Annotated in this window: 16 protein-coding genes; 7 read left to right on the top strand and 9 right to left on the bottom strand. The window is 50.2% G+C overall.

Features of this window, described 5'->3' with window-relative positions; all coding sequences use genetic code 11:
- Nucleotides 1-142 precede the first annotated feature (142 nt).
- Both HMPREF9442_RS14345 and HMPREF9442_RS14340 read left to right on the top strand, forming a co-directional pair.
- On the top strand, nucleotides 143-1,132 hold the full coding sequence (locus HMPREF9442_RS14345; protein WP_008630011.1) for a family 43 glycosylhydrolase: 990 nt from the start codon (nucleotides 143-145) through the stop codon (nucleotides 1,130-1,132).
- Between the two features lie 67 nt (nucleotides 1,133-1,199).
- The gene (locus HMPREF9442_RS14340; RefSeq protein ID WP_008630009.1) at nucleotides 1,200-2,189 is read left to right on the top strand and encodes a family 43 glycosylhydrolase; all 990 of its coding nucleotides are present in this window, start codon (nucleotides 1,200-1,202) and stop codon (nucleotides 2,187-2,189) included.
- 221 nt (nucleotides 2,190-2,410) lie between these two features.
- Here HMPREF9442_RS14340 and HMPREF9442_RS14335 read toward each other — a convergent pair whose 3' ends face one another.
- Both HMPREF9442_RS14335 and HMPREF9442_RS14330 read right to left on the bottom strand, forming a co-directional pair.
- Entirely contained in the window at nucleotides 2,411-3,139 is a 729-nt protein-coding gene (locus HMPREF9442_RS14335) for a tRNA 2-thiocytidine biosynthesis TtcA family protein (protein ID WP_008630007.1), read from the bottom strand.
- 20 nt (nucleotides 3,140-3,159) lie between these two features.
- Nucleotides 3,160-3,525 carry a DMT family protein gene (locus HMPREF9442_RS14330; protein WP_040603217.1) on the bottom strand — a complete coding sequence of 122 codons (366 nt, stop codon included), beginning with the start codon at nucleotides 3,523-3,525 and terminating at the stop codon, nucleotides 3,160-3,162.
- A gap of 179 nt (nucleotides 3,526-3,704) precedes the next feature.
- On the opposite strand from HMPREF9442_RS14330, the gene HMPREF9442_RS14325 reads away from it, so the two are divergent.
- Entirely contained in the window at nucleotides 3,705-4,835 is a 1,131-nt protein-coding gene (locus tag HMPREF9442_RS14325) for an AAA family ATPase (RefSeq protein WP_172634417.1), read from the top strand.
- Between the two features lie 101 nt (nucleotides 4,836-4,936).
- Here the strand turns inward: HMPREF9442_RS14325 and HMPREF9442_RS14320 are convergent, their stop codons facing one another.
- Both HMPREF9442_RS14320 and serS read right to left on the bottom strand, forming a co-directional pair.
- Entirely contained in the window at nucleotides 4,937-7,294 is a 2,358-nt protein-coding gene (locus HMPREF9442_RS14320) for a bifunctional dihydroorotate dehydrogenase B NAD binding subunit/NADPH-dependent glutamate synthase (protein WP_008629994.1), read from the bottom strand.
- Between the two features lie 37 nt (nucleotides 7,295-7,331).
- Nucleotides 7,332-8,621 (bottom strand): serine--tRNA ligase, encoded by a 1,290-nt coding sequence (gene serS / locus HMPREF9442_RS14315; RefSeq protein ID WP_008629991.1) that lies wholly within the window; start codon nucleotides 8,619-8,621, stop codon nucleotides 7,332-7,334.
- Between the two features lie 369 nt (nucleotides 8,622-8,990).
- On the opposite strand from serS, the gene HMPREF9442_RS14310 reads away from it, so the two are divergent.
- The 3 genes from HMPREF9442_RS14310 (at nucleotide 8,991) to HMPREF9442_RS14300 (ending at nucleotide 12,519) form a co-directional block, all read left to right on the top strand.
- Nucleotides 8,991-9,449, top strand: a complete 459-nt coding sequence (locus HMPREF9442_RS14310; protein WP_253271124.1) for a hypothetical protein — start codon at nucleotides 8,991-8,993, stop codon at nucleotides 9,447-9,449.
- A 126-nt stretch (nucleotides 9,450-9,575) separates the two neighbouring features.
- A complete protein-coding gene (locus HMPREF9442_RS14305; RefSeq protein ID WP_008629987.1) occupies nucleotides 9,576-11,171 on the top strand; it encodes an aspartate:alanine exchanger family transporter in 1,596 nt (531 codons plus the stop codon).
- Between the two features lie 73 nt (nucleotides 11,172-11,244).
- Nucleotides 11,245-12,519, top strand: a complete 1,275-nt coding sequence (locus HMPREF9442_RS14300; RefSeq protein WP_008629985.1) for a hemolysin family protein — start codon at nucleotides 11,245-11,247, stop codon at nucleotides 12,517-12,519.
- 83 nt (nucleotides 12,520-12,602) lie between these two features.
- On the opposite strand, the gene rpmA is transcribed toward HMPREF9442_RS14300, so the two are convergent.
- From rpmA to HMPREF9442_RS14275, 5 genes are all read right to left on the bottom strand, one after another.
- Nucleotides 12,603-12,878, bottom strand: a complete 276-nt coding sequence (gene rpmA, locus HMPREF9442_RS14295; RefSeq protein ID WP_008629983.1) for a 50S ribosomal protein L27 — start codon at nucleotides 12,876-12,878, stop codon at nucleotides 12,603-12,605.
- A 20-nt stretch (nucleotides 12,879-12,898) separates the two neighbouring features.
- Nucleotides 12,899-13,216 carry a 50S ribosomal protein L21 gene (rplU, locus tag HMPREF9442_RS14290; RefSeq protein WP_008629981.1) on the bottom strand — a complete coding sequence of 106 codons (318 nt, stop codon included), beginning with the start codon at nucleotides 13,214-13,216 and terminating at the stop codon, nucleotides 12,899-12,901.
- A gap of 181 nt (nucleotides 13,217-13,397) precedes the next feature.
- A complete protein-coding gene (gene trxB / locus HMPREF9442_RS14285) occupies nucleotides 13,398-14,336 on the bottom strand; it encodes a thioredoxin-disulfide reductase (RefSeq protein WP_008629978.1) in 939 nt (312 codons plus the stop codon).
- Between the two features lie 46 nt (nucleotides 14,337-14,382).
- The gene (gene lolA1, locus HMPREF9442_RS14280) at nucleotides 14,383-15,024 is read right to left on the bottom strand and encodes an outer membrane lipoprotein periplasmic chaperone LolA1 (RefSeq protein WP_008629976.1); all 642 of its coding nucleotides are present in this window, start codon (nucleotides 15,022-15,024) and stop codon (nucleotides 14,383-14,385) included.
- A 21-nt stretch (nucleotides 15,025-15,045) separates the two neighbouring features.
- Nucleotides 15,046-17,541, bottom strand: a complete 2,496-nt coding sequence (locus HMPREF9442_RS14275; protein ID WP_008629975.1) for an FtsK/SpoIIIE family DNA translocase — start codon at nucleotides 17,539-17,541, stop codon at nucleotides 15,046-15,048.
- A gap of 115 nt (nucleotides 17,542-17,656) precedes the next feature.
- Between HMPREF9442_RS14275 and HMPREF9442_RS14270 the strand changes: the two genes are divergently transcribed.
- Nucleotides 17,657-18,211, top strand: coding sequence for a DUF5063 domain-containing protein (locus HMPREF9442_RS14270; protein WP_008629973.1), 555 nt, complete (start codon nucleotides 17,657-17,659; stop codon nucleotides 18,209-18,211).
- Nucleotides 18,212-18,219: the final 8 nt, after the last annotated feature.

Here is an 18,219-nt window from a genome sequence, read left to right as displayed (position 1 = left end):
AGGGATGCCATAATTTGCAGCGGAAACTTGTCAGGGCAGTCTTGTTTCGATAAATTTGTTTTGAAAAATCCCTAACGGGCATCCTTGCTTGGGATAAGAGCAGGATAAGATTTTTGTTTTAACAACCTAACAAACCACATTTATGAAAAAATGCGTTTATGCAGTATGCGCTTTGCTGTGGGCGGGCTGTACCGCCTCCCGTCCCGCATCGGACGGCAGCAAAGACCGCGAACAAAAGGAGACTGTGCAGATCGACAGCCTCGCTCCCAATCCGTTTATCCGTCACATGTATACGGCCGATCCTTCTGCCCATGTCTGGGCCGACGGACGTTTGTATGTGTATGCCTCCCATGACATCAATCCGCCGCGCGGTTGCGACCTGATGGACCAGTATCATGTGTTTTCCACCGACGACATGGTGCACTGGACTGACCACGGCGAGATTCTCCGCGCCTCGCAAGTGCCTTGGGGACGCAAGGAGGGCGGCTTCATGTGGGCACCGGACTGTGCCTACAAGGACGGCACGTATTATTTCTATTTTCCCCATCCCAGCGGGACGTATACCAATGACAGTTGGAAAATAGGGGTGGCTACGAGTAAGGAACCGGCTGCCAATTTCACCGTGCGGGGCTATATCGAGGGCTTGGACCCGATTATCGACCCCTGCGTGTTTGTGGACGACGACGGACAGGCTTACTTATACCAAGGCGGGGGCGGTACGTGCAAGGGCGGCCGGCTGAAGGACAACATGATGGAGATAGACGGCACGATGCAGGCCATGGAGGGACTGGTGGATTTCCATGAGGCTACATGGGTGCATAAATACAACGGAAAGTATTATCTTTCGTATTCCGACAATCACAATCCTGGACAAGAAGGCGAGGAGGGATATAACCGCATGCGCTATGCCGTGAGCGACCATCCGCTCGGGCCGTGGAAGTACATGGGCATTTACATGGGCGGTTCAGACTGTTTCACCAACCATGGTTCCATCGTGGAATACAAGGGCGAATGGTTTGCTTTTTACCATTCCATAGCCTTGTCCGGCAATCCCGCGCTGCGTTCCGTCTGCGTGGACCGTTTGTATTACAATCCCGACGGCACCATCCGTATGGTAGAGCGGCGCAAGTGAGACGGACACTTGTGGAGTCCGGTGGCTTTTTGGGAAATAAAGTTTTACTGTAAACAAAGATGAATGTATGAAAAAGAGTATATGGAGCGTATGTGCCCTTTTGTTGACGGCGTGCGTGGCGCAACGCCACTCCACCGTCACAAGTGAAGCCGGGAAAGGAAAAGAGAAGATAGACAACCTGGCACCGAATCCGTTTATCCGCCATATCTATACGGCTGATCCTTCAGCCCACGTCTGGGCCGATGGACGCTTGTATGTGTATGCCTCCCATGACATCGCACCGGCTCGCGGTTGCGACCTGATGGACCAGTATCATGTGTTTTCCACCGACGACATGGTGCATTGGACCGACCACGGAGAAATTCTCCGTGCCTCGCAGGTGCCTTGGGGGCGTAAGGAGGGCGGCTTCATGTGGGCTCCGGATTGTGCTTACAAAGACGGCACGTATTATTTCTATTTTCCCCATCCGAGTGAGACGGACTGGCATTGGAGTTGGAAAATAGGGGTGGCCACGAGCAAAGAACCGGCTGCCAACTTCACCGTGCAGGGGTACATTGAGGGGATGGATCCTCTCATCGACCCTTGCGTGTTTGTGGACGACGACGGACAGGCTTACATCTATAACGGTGGAGGCGGCACGTGCAAGGGCGGACGGCTGAAGGATAACATGATGGAACTGGACGGCGCGATGCGGACCATGGAAGGGCTTGTGGATTTTCACGAGGCTGCGTGGATTCACAAATACAATGGCAAGTATTACCTTTCCTATTCCGACAACCATGAACCGGGTCAGGAGGGCGTGCCCGGATATAACCGCATGCGTTACGCCATCAGTGACCATCCGCTCGGGCCGTGGAAACATATTGGCATTTACATGCAGCCCACCCGTCCGGAAACGGGGGTTACCAACCATGGTTCCATCGTGCAGTACAAAGGCCAGTGGTTTGCCTTTTACCACAATAGTGCGCTATCCGGAGACCCATGGTTGCGTTCCGTTTGTGTGGACCGGCTCTACCACAATGCGGACGGTACCATCCGTATGGTGGAACAGCGTTGACGTGGAGGATTTGTCCTGTTTTTCGATGATGGCTTTTGCGGAAAACGCAGGGTGGGATGAGGTGGAAAACGGGATGGAAAATCGTTCGCCTTAGATTTGAAAATCGTTTGGCGCAGAACGGAAAATCAATCTCAGGAGATTGAAAAATCATTTGGCGCAGAATGAAACAGCCATCTCCGGTTAGTCGGGGATGGCTGTTTATCATATTGTATGTCAGTGATTTATTCCATGAGCTTGCCTTCTTGCTCCATAGCGTTCCACATTGAGTAACGGGCCTCCGGGTTCAGTTGTTCTATTTGTCCGAATATTTGTTTGATGTCAGAGCGGTGTGAATCGGTCTCGTAGGGGCAGAGCTTCTTTTGCTTGCGGTAGCCTTGCAGTTCCGCCCATGCTGCGAGGTCTTTTTCCTGCACCATGCACAGCGGGCGGATGATGGTCATGGGGAACTTGCGCATTTGCAACCGTACGGGCATCGTGCCGAACTGGCCTTGGAAAGAAAGGTTGAGCAGCAGCGTGTGCAGTATGTCATCCTGATGGTGGCCCAACGCAATCTTGTGGCAACTCAGTTCCTGCGCCACGGTGAAGAGCATCTTCCGGCGGTTCCAAGAGCAAAGGAAGCAGGGGCTTTTGCGCGTGTCGGTGCTTGGGTCGAACGAGGTCTCGCGCACGATAAGGCGTACGCCGCGTGCGGCAGCGAAGTCCTCCAGGTAGGCCGTGTCGCTTTCGTAGGCAATGTTCGTCATGCGTACGTGTAGGGCTGTGAGGGTGAGTTTCGGCCGGTGGATGCGGGCGCGGCGTGCCATGAAGTCGAGCAGGGCGAGCGAGTCTTTGCCACCGGACAAACCGAGCAGGATGTGGTCGTCGTCGTCTAGTAAATGGTATTGGGTCAGTCCTTTGCTGAAATGCCGCCAGATACGGCGTTCCAAGAGTTGTGCTTCCGTGAGTTGCATGCTTTTACGGGGGCTTGTGGTTAAAGGAATACGAAATATACGGCCAACACGAGGCAGAAGAAGGCGGCCAGATGGTTCCAGTGCAGAGCTTGCCCTTGGAACATCACGGTGGCGATGACCGTGAAGACGATGAGCGAGATGACTTCCTGAATCACTTTAAGTTGCATCAGGTTGAAAGGGCCACCGTTACCTTCAAAGCCAAGTCGGTTGGCCGGTACTTGGCAACAGTATTCCGCGAAGGCAATCATCCACGAGAAAAGGATGACACCGATAAGCGGCCAATGGGACGATACGCCCGTTTGCTGCAACTTCAGATGGCCGTACCAGGCCAACGTCATGAAAATGTTGCTGCTGATGAGCAGCAAGATGGTGTAGACTGCGTTCATTTTACGTTTCTTTTTTCCGGGCGCAAAGTTACGAAAATATAGGGCTGCTTGTGCCGCGTGGGCGGAAAAAAGGAGGTTGAAGCTGCCGGTTGTGCAATTTGTAATAAGGTTGTTAGTAATAAAGTTGTTACTAAACGGGAAAATCATTATCTTCGCGATGGGTTAAACAGAGGATGATTATGGAAAATAAGCCATTTGTTTTTGGTGTGGCCACTTCGGGTGACAATTTTACCGACCGCAAGAAGGAAACAGTTCGTTTGTTGTCCAACTTCCGGCATGGTGTGAATACGGTGTTGATTTCTCCGCGCCGTTGGGGGAAGACATCTTTGGTCCGTAAAGTGTGCCGTTTGGCTCAGTCTGATACGTTGAAAGTAGTCTATTTGGATATTTTTTCTTGTCGTAGCGAACGGGAATTTTACGATGCTTTCGCGTCGGCTGTGCTCAAACAGACTTCTTCCAAACTGGAGGAGTGGATGGAAAATGCCCGGTTGTTCCTTTCGCGGATCAGCCCTAAGATTTCGTTGGGCACGGAGCCTATGACGGATTTTTCCATCTCGTTGGAACTCAATCCCAAGGCAGACGATGTGGACGATATCCTGCAACTTCCGGAAAAAATTGCGCACAAAAAAGGTATCGATGTAGTCGTGTGCATCGACGAGTTCCAACAGATAGCCGAGTTTAAAGATTCAAAGGCTTTTCAGAAACGCTTGCGTTCGGTTTGGCAATTACAGAAATCGGTGTCGTATTGCCTGTTCGGCAGTAAGAAACATCTTATGAATGAACTTTTTGAGAAAAAGAGCCTTCCTTTTTACAAGTTCGGCGATACGGTATATTTGCCCAAAATCGGGACGGAGGATTGGGTCGATTATATTTGCGGACGCTTTGAGGCTACGGGCAAACATATTTCCGCCGAGTTGGCCGGGAAGATATGCCGGGCCGTAGACAACCATTCTTCGTATGTGCAGCAGTTGGCGTGGTTGGTGTGGATTCATACAGACGAGACGGCCACGGAACAGGATTTCGAGGGGGCATATCAGGATATCATCGACCAGAATACGCCGCTGTTCGAAAAGCAGACAGAGAGCCTCACTGCATATCAGATGAATTTTTTGCGGGCCGTACTGGAGGGTGTGCACAGGGAATTCACTACGCGTGCCGTTTTGCAGAAGTACAAATTGGGCTCGTCGGCCAATGTGAGCATCGTAAAACGGGCATTATTGAAGAAAGAACTTATCGAGATGGAAAAACGTCAGGTTGTCATTCCGGATCCGGTGATGGAGGAATGGTTGAGGCGGGAACTGGGTTTGTAATGCCAAAATGGGGAAGGATGGCGTTGTGCACGGTGCGCTAACGAATCAGCCCGTATGAACCACACGGTCCATACGGGCTGATGTATGTGATGTGATGCAGGTTATTTCTGCAAATACTCATGCATGCTGCTGGCTGCATGACGACCGTCGCCCATGGCGAGGATGACGGTGGCACCGCCGCGCACGATATCCCCTCCGGCAAAGATGCAGGGAATGTTGGTCTGCATGCCCTCGTTCACCACGATGGTATTCTTGCGCCCCAACTCCAAACCTTGGATGGAAGTGGGGACAATCGGGTTGGGGGATACGCCCACGGCTACGATGGCCATGTCGATGTCCAACGTTTCCGTGGCGCCCGGTATCGGTTCCGGACTGCGACGTCCGCTAGCATCCGGTTCGCCCAGTTGCATCTTTTGCAAGACCACCTGCTTCACCGCGCCCTTTTCGTCGGCTATGTATTCCAACGGGTTGTGCAGGGTGAGGAACTCGATACCCTCTTCTTTGGCGTGCTTCACTTCTTCGAGGCGGGCCGGTATCTCGGCTTCCGAACGGCGGTAGACAATCATCACCCGTTCCGCACCCAGGCGTTTGGCCGTACGGCAAGAGTCCATGGCTGTGTTGCCACCGCCCACTACCATGACGTTCTTGGCCAAATGGATGGGAGTGTCCGTATCCGGGTTGGAGGCGTCCATAAGGTTGACGCGCGTCAGGTATTCGTTGCTCGACATGATGTTGATGCTGTTCTCGCCCGGAATGCCCATGAAGTTAGGCAGTCCTGCGCCGGAACCTACGAAGATGCCTTTGAAGCCCTCGTTTTCCAATTCCTGTACGCTGATGGTTTTGCCTACGAGACAGTCCTTTTCGAACTTCACACCGATTTTTTCCAGATTCTGAATCTCCACGTCCACAATCTTGTTGGGCAAGCGGAACTCAGGAATACCGTATTTCAGTACGCCGCCGATTTCATGCAAGGCTTCGAACACCGTCACGTCATACCCGTATTTGGCCATGTCGCCGGCGAATGAAAGTCCGGCGGGGCCCGAACCGATGACGGCCACCTTGATACCGTTGGCCGGAGCACATTCGGGGACGGACATCATGCCGCTCTCACGCTCGAAGTCGGCAGCGAAGCGTTCCAGATAACCGATGGCCACGGCCGGTTCGTTCATCTTCAGGTGGATGCACTGGCTTTCGCATTGTTTTTCTTGCGGACAAACCCGTCCGCAGACAGCCGGGAGCGCGGAAGTACTCTTCAACACGCGGGCGGCGTTGAGGAATTCGCCCCGTTCGATGTTCTTGATGAACGACGGGATGTTGATGCTTACCGGGCATCCTTGCATACATGTCGGGTTGGCGCAGTCCAGACAGCGTCGGGCTTCGGTCATGGCCTGCTCGGCGCTGAGTCCGATATTCACTTCTTCCGTGCGCGTGGTAGCGCGGTACACGGGATCGAGTTCCGGCATGACGACACGCGAGATGGCCGTGCGTTCTTTCGGCTTCATGGCCTTCCGGATTTCTTGCCGCCACGGTGCATTACGGTCGGTCAGCTCGCTGAGCGAAGTCGTGGTATCCATTTGGGAAGCATCGGCCGCACAGGCTTTTTCTGCTTGGCAGTCCGTACTTTCGGGCGTGCTTCCGGATGCTTGTGAAAACCGTTGCATCTCTTCCGTCTCTTCCTTTTTAAAGGCACCCATACGCTTGAGCATCTCGTCGAAATCGACCTGATGGCCGTCGAATTCGGGGCCGTCCACGCAGACAAAGCGTGTCTTTCCACCCACGGAGATGCGGCAGGCGCCGCACATGCCCGTGCCGTCTACCATGATGGTATTCAGTGACACGTCAGTCGGGATACCGTATTTCTTAGTGAGCAGGCAGCAGAATTTCATCATGACCGCCGGGCCGATGGCGAAACATTTGTCCACCTTTTCACGTTGGATGACACTTTCTATGCCTTCGGTCACCAATCCTTTGCGGCCATAGCTGCCGTCATCGGTCATGATGATGACCTCGTCAGAGCTCTTGCGTACTTCGTCTTCTAGGATAATCAGTTCTTTGCTTCGTCCGGCCAACACGGAAATCACGCGGTTGCCTGCTGCCTTCAGGGCTTCGATGATGGGAAGCATGGGGGCTACGCCTACTCCTCCTCCTGCACATACCACCGTGCCGAATTTCTCGATATGAGTGGCTTTGCCCAACGGACCGACCACGTCGGTGATATAGTCCCCCTCATTCAGGTGGCACAGACGGGTGGAGGAAAGTCCTACTTCTTGTACCACCAAGGTAATGGTACCTTTGGCCGGATCGGCACCGGCTATGGTCAGCGGCATGCGTTCCCCTTTTTCGCCCACGCGGACGATGACGAAATGGCCGGCTTTCCGGGCTTTGGCAATCAGCGGGGCTTCTATCTCGAACTTGAAGACTTTTTCGGAGAAGCGGGTTTTGGATATGATTCTGTTCATAACTCTATTCGTTTGGATTTATAATAATAGGTATGGCTCAGCACGGTTGCTCGTCCAACATTTCAAAGCCGCAGTAGGGCACGAGGCATTTCGGCACGCGGATGCCTTCGGGTGTCTGGTTGTTCTCCATGATGGCGGCCACGATGCGCGGCAAGGCCAACGCCGATCCGTTGAGTGTGTGGCATAATTCCGTTTTTTTGTCTTCCGCACGACGATAACGGCATTTCAGCCGGTTGGCTTGGTAAGTGTCGAAGTTGGACACGGAGCTGACCTCCAACCAACGTTTTTGGGCTTCGGAATAGACTTCGAAATCGTAACAGATGGAAGACGTGAAGCTCATGTCGCCTCCGCAAAGGCGCAGGATGCGGTAGGGGAGTTCCAGTTTTTGCAACAGGCCTTCCACATGGGCCAACATTTCCTGATGTGACTGTTCCGAGTGCTCAGGCTTGTCGATGCGCACGATTTCCACTTTCGAGAATTCATGCAGGCGGTTCAGGCCGCGCACATCCTTACCGTAGGAACCGGCTTCGCGGCGGAAGCATTGCGTGTAGGCGCAATTCTTGACGGGCAGGTCCTTTTCGTCGAGGATGACATCGCGGTAGATGTTCGTCACGGGTACTTCGGCGGTGGGGATGAGATAGAAGTTGTCGAGGTTGCAGTGGTACATCTGCCCTTCCTTGTCGGGCAACTGTCCGGTGCCGTAACCGGAAGCCTCGTTGACCACTGTGGGAGGCATGATTTCCTCATAGCCCGATTTACGCGCCTCGTCGAGAAAGAAGTTGATGAGGGCACGTTGGAGCCGTGCGCCTTTGCCGCGATATACGGGGAAGCCCGCCCCGGTGATTTTCACGCCGAGGTCGAAATCAATCAGGTTATACTTCTTGGCCAGTTCCCAATGTGGGAGCGCGTCTTTGGGCAGTTCCGTTTCCATTCCGCCCATTTTCACCACCACGTTGTCTTCCGCGCCGCTACCTTCGGGCACGATATCGTACGGGATGTTGGGAATGGCGCAGAGTTGCGCCGTGAGCTCTTCCTGTGCCTGCTCCATGGCTTCCTGCAATGCCTTGTTGGTATCTTTGAGCCGTGCCACTTCTGTCTTGATGGATTCAGCCTCTTCTTTCTTGCCTTGTTTCATCAACGCGCCGATTTGTGCGGCCAGTTTCTTGCTTTCCGACAAATTGATATCCAACTGGGTTTGTGCCTCCCGGCGTTTCTTGTCGGTGGCCAACACGTTGTCAATAGCTTCTTTGGCTCCGGGGAAATGTTTTTTCTCCAGACCTTTGATGACCCATTCGGTCCGTTCGTTGATGAGTTTTAATGTAAGCATACTGTTATTTGTTTTATAATCCTATTTTCCTGAACTTGCAAAATTAATTAAAAAAAAGGTAGGGAGCGCAAGAAAAGCCTGAAAAACTCCTTATTTCTTTGTCAAAAGGCGAAAAGAACCGTCGTAGGACGAGAAAAGTGATACGGTAAGAAACGCCTAGTAGCTCCGTTTGCTAACATATTGTAACTGTTTTGACATAAAAGACAAACGAATGAACGGGATTTCTTGATATAGGTCAATATTATTTCTCCGTGCGTGTTAAAAGAGGTCTTTTTGCTTGCATTCGGGAGGAAACCTCCGTACCTTTGTATTGTTTTTAGGAGAGGCCATGGAGGCCAAGTATATATTAAAGGTAAAAAGATTGAAATTATGAAGAAGTTAATGACAATGGTTAGCGCCATGATGATGGTGGCAGCCGTAAATGCAAGTGAAGTGGTGACAGTGGCGTTCAACGAGGCTCGTGTCAGCGTTCCGGCTCGTGTACGTTTCGTGAAGGGGGAAAACTATGGCTTCAGTGTGGAGGCTAAGGATTCCGTGATAGCAAGAGCCGTGCGTTGCAGCGTGAAGGACGGCGTGTTGAGACTCAGTTTCGGTAATGCGTTGCAGCCGGGCGAATCCAAATTCGATGCCAAGAAGGGCGTGTACTATTATGGTGTTAATCCGACCAACCAGGTCTTTGCCGATGAGAATGGAGAAGATGACATGGTGATTACGGTCGTAGCTCCGGACATGCCTAAGTTCAAGACATCTTCCGACTACGTAGCGGTGACTGTGAAGGCCGTGGAAGAGGTTGGTAATAGCCGGGCAGCACTGACGATGAATGAGTAATGGATGAAAGTCGCTTTCGGGCGGCATCATATAATAATAAAGTCCTCTGAAAGTTTTTAATGAAACTTTTGGAGGACTTTCGTTTTTATCCCTATCTTTGCAAAGCGCATTCATGATTATAATTCTATGTGGACAGAACTATTGAATTCTTCTTATTTTGCCTTGTTTCTTATTGTGGCCTTGGGCTTTATGTTGGGGCGTGTTAAAATTCGCGGAGTTTCCCTTGATGTTTCGGCTGTTATTTTCATTGCTTTGCTCTTCGGGCATTTCGGGGTTTCTATTCCTAAGGAATTAGGCAACTTCGGATTGGTGTTGTTCATCTTTACCATAGGTATTCAGGCGGGCCCGGGGTTCTTTGATTCTTTTCGCACGAAGGGCAAGACGTTGATTCTGATTACTATGTTGATAGTGGCTTCGGCTTCGTTGACCGCCGTAGGATTGAAATATGCTTTGGGTATCGATACTCCCAGTGTGGTAGGGTTGATAGCCGGTGCGTTGACCAGTACGCCGGGGCTTGCTGTGGCCATCGACAGTACGAACTCTCCTTTGGCTTCTATTGCATACGGTATTGCCTATCCGTTCGGAGTCATCGGGGTGATACTTTTTGTCAAACTGTTGCCGAAGATGTTGCGTGTGGACCTTGAGCAGGAGGCCCGTAGGTTGGAAGCAGAACGGCGGAGCAAGTATCCGGAGTTGCAGACTTGTATTTTCAAGGTGACTAATCCTCAGGTGTTCGGACATACCTTGGCGCAGCTGAATGTAGGGCGCATGACGGGTGCCGTGGTGTCGCGTGTCAAATCAGGTGGAGAAATTCTAATCCCGATGGGGCATACGCCTTTGCATGCCGAAGATTGGGTGCAGGCCGTGGGGAGCGAAGATGCCCTTTCTCAATTAGGTGTATTATTGGGCGAACGTAAGGAAGGCGAATTGCCGTTGGTAGAGAGTCAGGATATCCAGTCTTTGCTGTTGACCAACAAGAATATGATTAACAAGCAACTGGGGGACTTGAATTTGCACCAGAACTTCGGCTGTACTGTGACGCGGGTAAGGCGGAGCGGTATAGACCTTTCCCCTTCACCCGATTTGGCCCTGAAGTTCGGAGACAAACTGATGGTGGTGGGCGAAAAAGACGGATTGAGTGGTTTGGCTTGCATGTTGGGCAATAATGCCAAATTGTTGTCCGATACCGATTTTTTCCCCATTGCCATGGGAATCGTATTGGGCGTATTGTTCGGTAAGCTGAATATATCGTTCGGTGACGGAATGTCTTTTTCTCCCGGGTTGACAGGAGGAGTGCTTATCGTGGCTTTGGTGTTGAGTGCGATAGGAAAGACTGGCCCCATATTATGGTCCATGTCAGGACCTTCCAATCATTTGCTCCGGCAGTTAGGGCTACTTCTGTTTTTGGCGGAAGTGGGAACCTCGGCCGGGAAGACTTTGGTGGCGACATTTCAGAGCAGCGGTTGGGTGCTGTTCGGAGTGGGAGCGGCTATTACGATAGTACCCATGCTGATATCGGTTTTGGTGGGGCGTTTGATTTTTAAGGTTTCGGTGTTAGATCTCTTAGGAACGATTACCGGAGGGATGACGAGTACACCGGGACTGGCTGCAGCAGATTCTATGGTGGACAGTAACATTCCCGGTGTGGCATATGCTACGGTCTATCCCATTGCAATGGTTTTTCTTATCTTGTTTATTCAAGTGATAGCCATGACATTCTAAGAATGCCGAATTCCATTTTTATGGGACTGTTGAAAGAAATAAATAATTATAGATTATAGACGGAAAAAGTAGGATGAGTGAGATTTTAATTATTATCGGATTGATTTTGTTGAACGGAGTATTTTCGATGTCGGAAGTGGCCATGATTTCAGCACGGAAGTCTCGTCTGTCCACGGATGCGAAGAAGGGGAGCAAGGCGGCAAAGAAAGCTTTGGACCTGTCTGGCAATCCCGACAGATTTTTGTCTACCGTACAGATTGGCATTACGCTGATTGGCATTTTGACCGGTATTTATTCCGGTAATAAGATAGCTACGGACTTGACGGATTTTATGCTTTCATGTGGTGTCTCTTCTGCCTATGCTGCCGTATTGGCGCAAGGTACGATTGTGGTGGTGGTGACTTACCTCACGATTATTTTCGGTGAGTTGGTCCCGAAGCGTATCGGCTTGAGCGTGGCGGAAGCCGTGGCCAAGTTGATGGCACGACCTATGAATGTGTTGGCGATGATAGCCTCTCCTTTCGTTTGGTTGCTTTCCAAGAGTACGGAACTCATCTTTAATCTGTTGGGAATAAAGGGAGATGACGGAAAAGTGACCGAGGAAGAAATCAAATCTATCATTAAGGAAGGGGCGGAAGAAGGGGCTGTAGAACCCGTGGAACAGAACATCATGCAACGCGTTTTCATGTTGGGAGATTTGAAGATTGGTTCTATCATGACGCATAAAAGCGACGTGGTATGGTTGGATACAGCAATGTCGGCCCGGGAGATACAGGAGGTGCTGAAACGGGATTTATATGAATCTTATCCGGTGGCAGACGGTGATTTGGATCATGTGAAGGGAATGATTTGGCTGAAGGATTTGGTGATGAAGTTAAGTGAAGAAGACTTCAAAGTCGGTGATTTGGCACGGGAGGCAGTATATTTCCATGAGGGAATGAGCATCTATAAAGTTCTGGAGCAAATGAAGCTGAAAAAAATCAGCCGCGCATTGATTTGCGATGAGTTCGGTGACTTTGTGGGAATGGTTACTTTGAAGGATATATTTGAAGGACTTGTGGGAAGTATGGATAATGAAGAAGATGAACCGGAAATCATCAAACGTGCAGACAACGGAGGTTGGCTGGTAGATGGCCAATGTTCTTTATACGACCTGTTGTGTTATTTCGACTGCGGTGATTTATATGAAGCTTCCGGATATCATACGTTGGCCGGTCTGATACTCGACCGTTTGCAGCGTATTCCGCGTAGTGGTGAGAAACTGGAATGGAATAGTTTCGTATTTGAAATCATGGACATGGACGGGGCACGTATAGACAAAGTACTGGTGACGAGGTCGGTCGGTTGAGACTGACTTTTGTGCAAAGGGTAAAATAAAAGCCATTCTGAAAAGAATGGCTTTTATTTATGCTGTTTGCAATAAACTCGTTATTAAGCTTCAGCTTGAGCTACGACAGAAACAACGCTTCTGTCCTGACGGCCCCGGTAAGCACCTTTCTTGAAAGTGACCACACCGTCTACCAATGCGTAAAGCGTATGATCTTTACCCATACCTACGTTCGTGCCGGGATAGTGGACTGTGCCACGTTGACGAACGATGATATTACCGGCTACACATTTTTGTCCGCCGAAAATCTTTACGCCTAATCTTTTTGATTCCGATTCACGGCCGTTCTTAGAACTACCCACACCTTTTTTATGTGCCATTTTCTTCTAACTTTTAAGGATTAAGCAATAACTTGTTTGATGGTCAATTCCGTGAACTGTTGGCGATGGCCATTCAATTTACGGTAACCTTTTCTTCTCTTCTTGTGGAACACTAAAACCTTGTCGCCCTTTACTAGCGGAGATACAACTTCGCAAACCACCTTTGCACCTTCTACGGTGGGAGCGCCTACGGTTACGTTACCATTGTTGTCTACCAACAACACTTTCTCAAATTCAACAGTCTGGTTGGTCTCGGCGTTCTGGATGTGGTGAACAAACAGCTTTTTGCCTTCTTCTGCCTTGAACTGCTGACCGTTAATTTCTACAATTACGTACATTTTAATGGATTAAACGGGTTTTTCCATGAGGCGGATGCCATTGTGGCCTCGCTTTTTTGAGCCTCTTTGGACTAAATCGGCTGCAAAGTTACGAATAACAGTGCATTCTGCCAAACTTTTCAACGTTTTTCTCCGTATAAAAATGGAAGAATGCACTGTTTTTACTTATATGCACTGCCTTTTATAACTTGTGTTCTGCCAGATAGCGTTCGGCCTCAATGGCCGCTTTGCAGCCGCTTCCGGCTGCCGTGATGGCTTGCCGGTAATGTGGGTCGGCTACGTCTCCGGCTGCAAAAACACCGGGTACACCGGTGCGTGGGGAGTCGCCCTCCGTAAGGATATAGCCGGTTTCGTCGGTTTTCACCCATGGTTTGAAGATGTCCGAGTTGGGCTTGTGTCCGATGGCCAAGAAAAATCCGTCTATAGCAATGTCGTAATGTTGCTCGTCGGCTTCTCCTTTGCGTTTTACCACGTGTGCGCCTTCCACTCCGTTTTCGCCGAACAAGCCTTCTGCGTTGTGTTCGAATAGTACCTCTATTTTAGGATTTTCCAGTACGCGTTCCTGCATGATTTTGGAAGCGCGGAGGAAAGGTTTGCGCACGAGCAGGTAAACCTTGGCTGCCAACCCGGCCAAATAAGTGGCTTCTTCGCAAGCCGTATCTCCACCGCCCACTACGGCTACAGTTTTTTTACGGTAAAAGAAGCCGTCGCAGGTGGCACAGGCACTGACCCCCATACCGGCATATTTCTTTTCATCTTCCAGTCCCAAGTATTTAGCTGTGGCTCCGGTGGCAATGATGAGGGCATCGGCTTCTACGGTACTGTCATTGTCGAATGTGATTTTATAGGGTCGTTCGTTTAGGTCCGCTTTAATGGCAATGGCATTACGGATGTCCGTTCCGAAGCGTTCGGCCTGTTTGCGTAAGTCTTCCATCAGGTCCGGACCGGCTATGCCTTCGGGATAACCCGGGAAATTTTCAACTTCTGTCGTGGTGGTCAACTGGCCGCCGGGCTGTATGCCCTCGTACAATACGGGGTTAAGGTTGGCACGGCCTGCATAGATGGCCGCTGTATATCCGGCAGGGCCGGAACCGATAATCAAGCAACGAATATGTTCCATAATTTTTTGGGGTTTGTATGTATATATAATTAATGTATAAGCAGACTTATCTCAGGTCTATGATTTCAGCCTGCGGGTAATCTTTCGGGTTGAATTCGAAGTCTGTTGCTGCGAACGATTGTCCGGTATGCAACTGTTGGATGGAGATACGTGTCCACTGTCCTTTTTTACGTTGTTGCATACGGATGCACATCAGATTATGGTTGTCCTTGTTGATATCCAGGATAATCGTGTGCGGGATTTTTTGCTTGTTGCTGGCGGTCAGCGTGATTTCATAACAGCTTTTTCCGCGCAGGGTCGTTTCCTTGAGTTGATAATGATATCCTTCTTTGTACAAGTTGACGAACGTGTAGGGATTCATGCTTTGCTGTTCTTCCGGAGTCGGTACACTTACATTGACTTCATCGTTGGCTTTCATGTAACTCCATTGCGTTTCGCCGTTGTACCAGGTGACCATATCCGGTGTGGTCATTTGGAATTTGTTGCCTTGAATGCACATCGTGCCCGAGACGCTTCCTTGTAGGTTGCCTTCGGTGAAATTGTCAGCTTTAAAAGTAGCTTTGACACCGCCTTTACCCGTAAACAGGGAGGCTGTTTCGTCCAGTATCTTTCGTGCATCGGGCGTTTGCTGCGCCTTTGCCGGGATAAGGGCAAAGCACAAAGCCACAGTCCACAATATCTTTCTCATCTTTTCAGTTTCTTTATCAGGTTATCTTAAATTGTTCAGTCTCATCTCCAAGTCGGTATCGTCTATGCACAGCACTTCCCGGGGCTTGCTGCCTTGTGCCGCTCCTACGATACCTGCTTTTTCCAGTTGGTCCATCAGACGTCCCGCACGGTTGTATCCGATGGCGAATTTACGTTGTATCATGGAGGTGGAACCTTGTTGGGTGGCCACGATAAGGCGTGCGGCCTCTTCGAATAGTGGGTCAAGATGGGTCATGTCTACAGCACCTGCGTTACTTTCTTCCCCTTCCATTTCCACTTTGGGTAGTTCGAACGGGCCGAGGTAACTTTGTTGTTTGGCAATGTAGTTCGTGATTCGTTCCACTTCCGGTGTGTCGACGAAAGCGCATTGTACCCGCACCGGCTCGCTGCCGCTCAGGAAAAGCATGTCGCCTCGTCCGATAAGTTGGTTGGCTCCCGGGCGGTCCAGAATCGTACGGGAGTCGATCATGGCACTTACTTTAAAGGCCATTCGTGCCGGGAAGTTTGCCTTGATGGTACCCGTAATGATGTTGGTGGTCGGGCGTTGGGTAGCGATGATCATGTGGATTCCCACGGCCCGGGCCAATTGTGCGATGCGGGCGATAGGCAGTTCTATTTCTTTTCCGGCCGTCATAATCAGATCTCCGAACTCGTCGATGACGACTACGATGTAAGGCATGAAACGATGCCCGTTTTCAGGGTTGAGTTGGCGGTTCTTGAATTTGGCGTTATACTCTTTGATGTTACGGGCACGGGCTTTTTTCAGCAAGTCGTAGCGCGTGTCCATTTCACAGCATAGGCTTTTCAGCGTGGCCACTACCTTTTGTACGTCCGTAATGATAGGCTCGTCGTCTCCGTCGGCAATCTTCGCCAGGAAGTGGTTCTCGATGGGTGAGTAGATGCTGAACTCCACCTTTTTCGGGTCTACCATGACGAATTTCAGTTCCGCCGGATGCTTCTTATATAATAAGGAGGTAATGATGGCATTCAGTCCGACAGATTTACCCTGTCCGGTGGCACCGGCTACCAAAAGGTGAGGCATTTTGGCCAAATCCACCATGAAAACCTCGTTCGTGATGGTCTTGCCTAATGCGATGGGCAGTTCGTAGTCCGACTCACGGAACTTCCGGCTGTTCAGAATACTTTCCATCGACACCATGCGGGGGCGTGCATTCGGCACTTCTATACCGATAGTCCCTTTGCCCGGTATGGGAGCGATGATACGGATGCCCAGTGCGCTCAGGCTCAATGCGATGTCGTCCTCCAGATTTTTGATACGTGAGATGCGTACGCCTTTTGCCGGAGTGATTTCGTACAACGTGATGGTCGGTCCCACCGTAGCCTTTATGGAAGATATGCCTACGCCGAAATTCTGGAGCACTTCAATGATTTGGTCTTTGTTCTTGTTTTGTTCTTCCATGTCGATGGGCGCATCTTCATCGTTGCGTTTGTCCAACAGTTCGAGCGTAGGGTAATGGTAATTTTCCAAATCCAGTTTCGGGTCGTAAGGTTCCAAGGCTCCTTTGCCGCTTGCGTCGGCAAGTTCTTCTTTTTCTGTTTCCACGATGTCCAGTTCGGGAGTTGCTTTTGGGGAATCAGACCGTTTGTCCGGAGCATCCGTTTCTTCTTCCTCGTCCGTATATTCCTCTTTCTCTTCCTTAAGCGGGGCATCCATGTCGAAATTTATGGTGGTTTGAACGGGACACTCTTCCTCCTCTTTTATGATGTCGGCAGTATCGTCGGTAGTTTCCGGGTCGGCAGAATCTTCAGCCGGTTCGGTTTCCCCGTCTGCTGCTTTTGCCGGGAGTTTCGACTTGATGTAGTCCACCGGATTCAAGATTCGCCGAACCAATCGTATCGTTTCGCTGCTCAGGTAAGCCAGGTAGGCGACAGCGGTCAGGAGCAGCACCATAAACGTGCCCACCTTGCCGATACGTTGGTTGAGCCAGTTGCTGATAAATAAGCCGTGGTCACCGCCCGGGTTGATGAAGTTCCAACCACTCAGACCTTCAAACGTTTGTTGAAAGAAATAAGAACAGGTGACGGAGAACCAGATGATGAGTATGGAACAGTTCAGAAACCACTTCCACAGCCTGACCTTATAGGCGCGGGTAAGTTTCATGGCTGCAATAATCAGAAATACGGGAAGTATGAAGGCCGAGAATCCGAAACAGCGGTTTATCCAATAATTGGCACAGTAGGCTCCCACGGCTCCGGCATAATTCAGGAATCCCTCCATCGCTCCTTGTTCTATCAGGCATTGGTCTTCCGCGCCCGTAAACAGGTGGGAGGTGAAAGACAACAGCATGAAAAGAGCCAGGATTAAGAGTACCAGTCCGAAAAAAAAGCGCAGGGTTTCCTTATGTCCCACCGGTTCTTCTCCGGCATTCAGCACATTTCCTTCCGTATCTGTCTTTCTTTCGGGCTTTTTTCCTTTTCCTCTCTGTACTTTGTTTCCTAATTTGGTAGTTTGTATCGTCGGATTTTTTTTACTCATCTTGGCTTGTCGGTATGAAAACAACTACAAAAGTAAATGAAAATCATCAATTTTGCTATTTTTTCGCTCAAATTTTTGTAGCTTTGCGGTTTTTAGAAAATGATGAGAGAGCACCATGAATGTGAATGATAAGAAAACGATAGTATATTCTCGGAATACTGTGGAATTTGTAACCGTGGCAGCCGAATTTTGTGCCTATTTGGAACAATCGGAAGGGAGGAAGTGCCGGGATTTCACGGATACCGTATTAAAACTCTTGCCTTTACTCTATTTGAAGGCTGCCTTGTTGGAGGATATTGAGGGTGCGGAGGACTTTCTTCCCGAAGCTTTCGTTTCGGAGCAGGATTATGAATTTGTCCGTCTGACGCTTTCTTCCTTATTGGACGGGAAGGACGATTACCTGGATTTTTGCAACGAGGGAGTGAAATTCAGCGACGAGCCGGCCGTAAAAACAATTTCAGAGGATTTGGCGGATATTTATCAGGCGCTGAAGAATTTTGTGGAGACCTACCGTATCGGATTGGAGGAAAACATGTACGAGACTGTGGCCGAAGTGCGGAATGCGTTCGTGCTGTATTGGGGGCAGACGCTGACGAATGCCATGCGTGCCCTTCATCGTGTCAGGTACAGCCCGGAAGACGATGAAGATGAGGAATTAGATGTAGATTAACCTTTCCA

Origin of the sequence: Paraprevotella xylaniphila YIT 11841 (genome assembly GCF_000205165.1) — a bacterium.
GTDB classification, from domain to species: domain Bacteria; phylum Bacteroidota; class Bacteroidia; order Bacteroidales; family Bacteroidaceae; genus Paraprevotella; species Paraprevotella xylaniphila.
The sequence above is the reverse complement of the archived record's forward strand: the minus strand, read 5'-3'. Positions and strand labels throughout refer to the sequence as shown.

Excerpts from the sequence above, each read along its gene's own strand:
- HMPREF9442_RS14345 (WP_008630011.1), top strand. The coding sequence starts at position 143 with ATGAAAAAATGCGTTTATGCAGTATGCGCTTTGCTGTGGGCGGGCTGT.
- HMPREF9442_RS14340 (WP_008630009.1), top strand. The coding sequence starts at position 1,200 with ATGAAAAAGAGTATATGGAGCGTATGTGCCCTTTTGTTGACGGCGTGC.
- HMPREF9442_RS14335 (WP_008630007.1), bottom strand. The coding sequence starts at position 3,139 with ATGCAACTCACGGAAGCACAACTCTTGGAACGCCGTATCTGGCGGCAT.
- HMPREF9442_RS14330 (WP_040603217.1), bottom strand. The coding sequence starts at position 3,525 with ATGAACGCAGTCTACACCATCTTGCTGCTCATCAGCAGCAACATTTTC.
- HMPREF9442_RS14325 (WP_172634417.1), top strand. The coding sequence starts at position 3,705 with ATGGAAAATAAGCCATTTGTTTTTGGTGTGGCCACTTCGGGTGACAAT.
- HMPREF9442_RS14320 (WP_008629994.1), bottom strand. The coding sequence starts at position 7,294 with ATGAACAGAATCATATCCAAAACCCGCTTCTCCGAAAAAGTCTTCAAG.
- serS (WP_008629991.1), bottom strand. The coding sequence starts at position 8,621 with ATGCTTACATTAAAACTCATCAACGAACGGACCGAATGGGTCATCAAA.
- HMPREF9442_RS14310 (WP_253271124.1), top strand. The coding sequence starts at position 8,991 with ATGAAGAAGTTAATGACAATGGTTAGCGCCATGATGATGGTGGCAGCC.
- HMPREF9442_RS14305 (WP_008629987.1), top strand. The coding sequence starts at position 9,576 with ATGTGGACAGAACTATTGAATTCTTCTTATTTTGCCTTGTTTCTTATT.
- HMPREF9442_RS14300 (WP_008629985.1), top strand. The coding sequence starts at position 11,245 with ATGAGTGAGATTTTAATTATTATCGGATTGATTTTGTTGAACGGAGTA.
- rpmA (WP_008629983.1), bottom strand. The coding sequence starts at position 12,878 with ATGGCACATAAAAAAGGTGTGGGTAGTTCTAAGAACGGCCGTGAATCG.
- rplU (WP_008629981.1), bottom strand. The coding sequence starts at position 13,216 with ATGTACGTAATTGTAGAAATTAACGGTCAGCAGTTCAAGGCAGAAGAA.
- trxB (WP_008629978.1), bottom strand. The coding sequence starts at position 14,336 with ATGGAACATATTCGTTGCTTGATTATCGGTTCCGGCCCTGCCGGATAT.
- lolA1 (WP_008629976.1), bottom strand. The coding sequence starts at position 15,024 with ATGAGAAAGATATTGTGGACTGTGGCTTTGTGCTTTGCCCTTATCCCG.
- HMPREF9442_RS14275 (WP_008629975.1), bottom strand. The coding sequence starts at position 17,541 with ATGAGTAAAAAAAATCCGACGATACAAACTACCAAATTAGGAAACAAA.
- HMPREF9442_RS14270 (WP_008629973.1), top strand. The coding sequence starts at position 17,657 with ATGAATGTGAATGATAAGAAAACGATAGTATATTCTCGGAATACTGTG.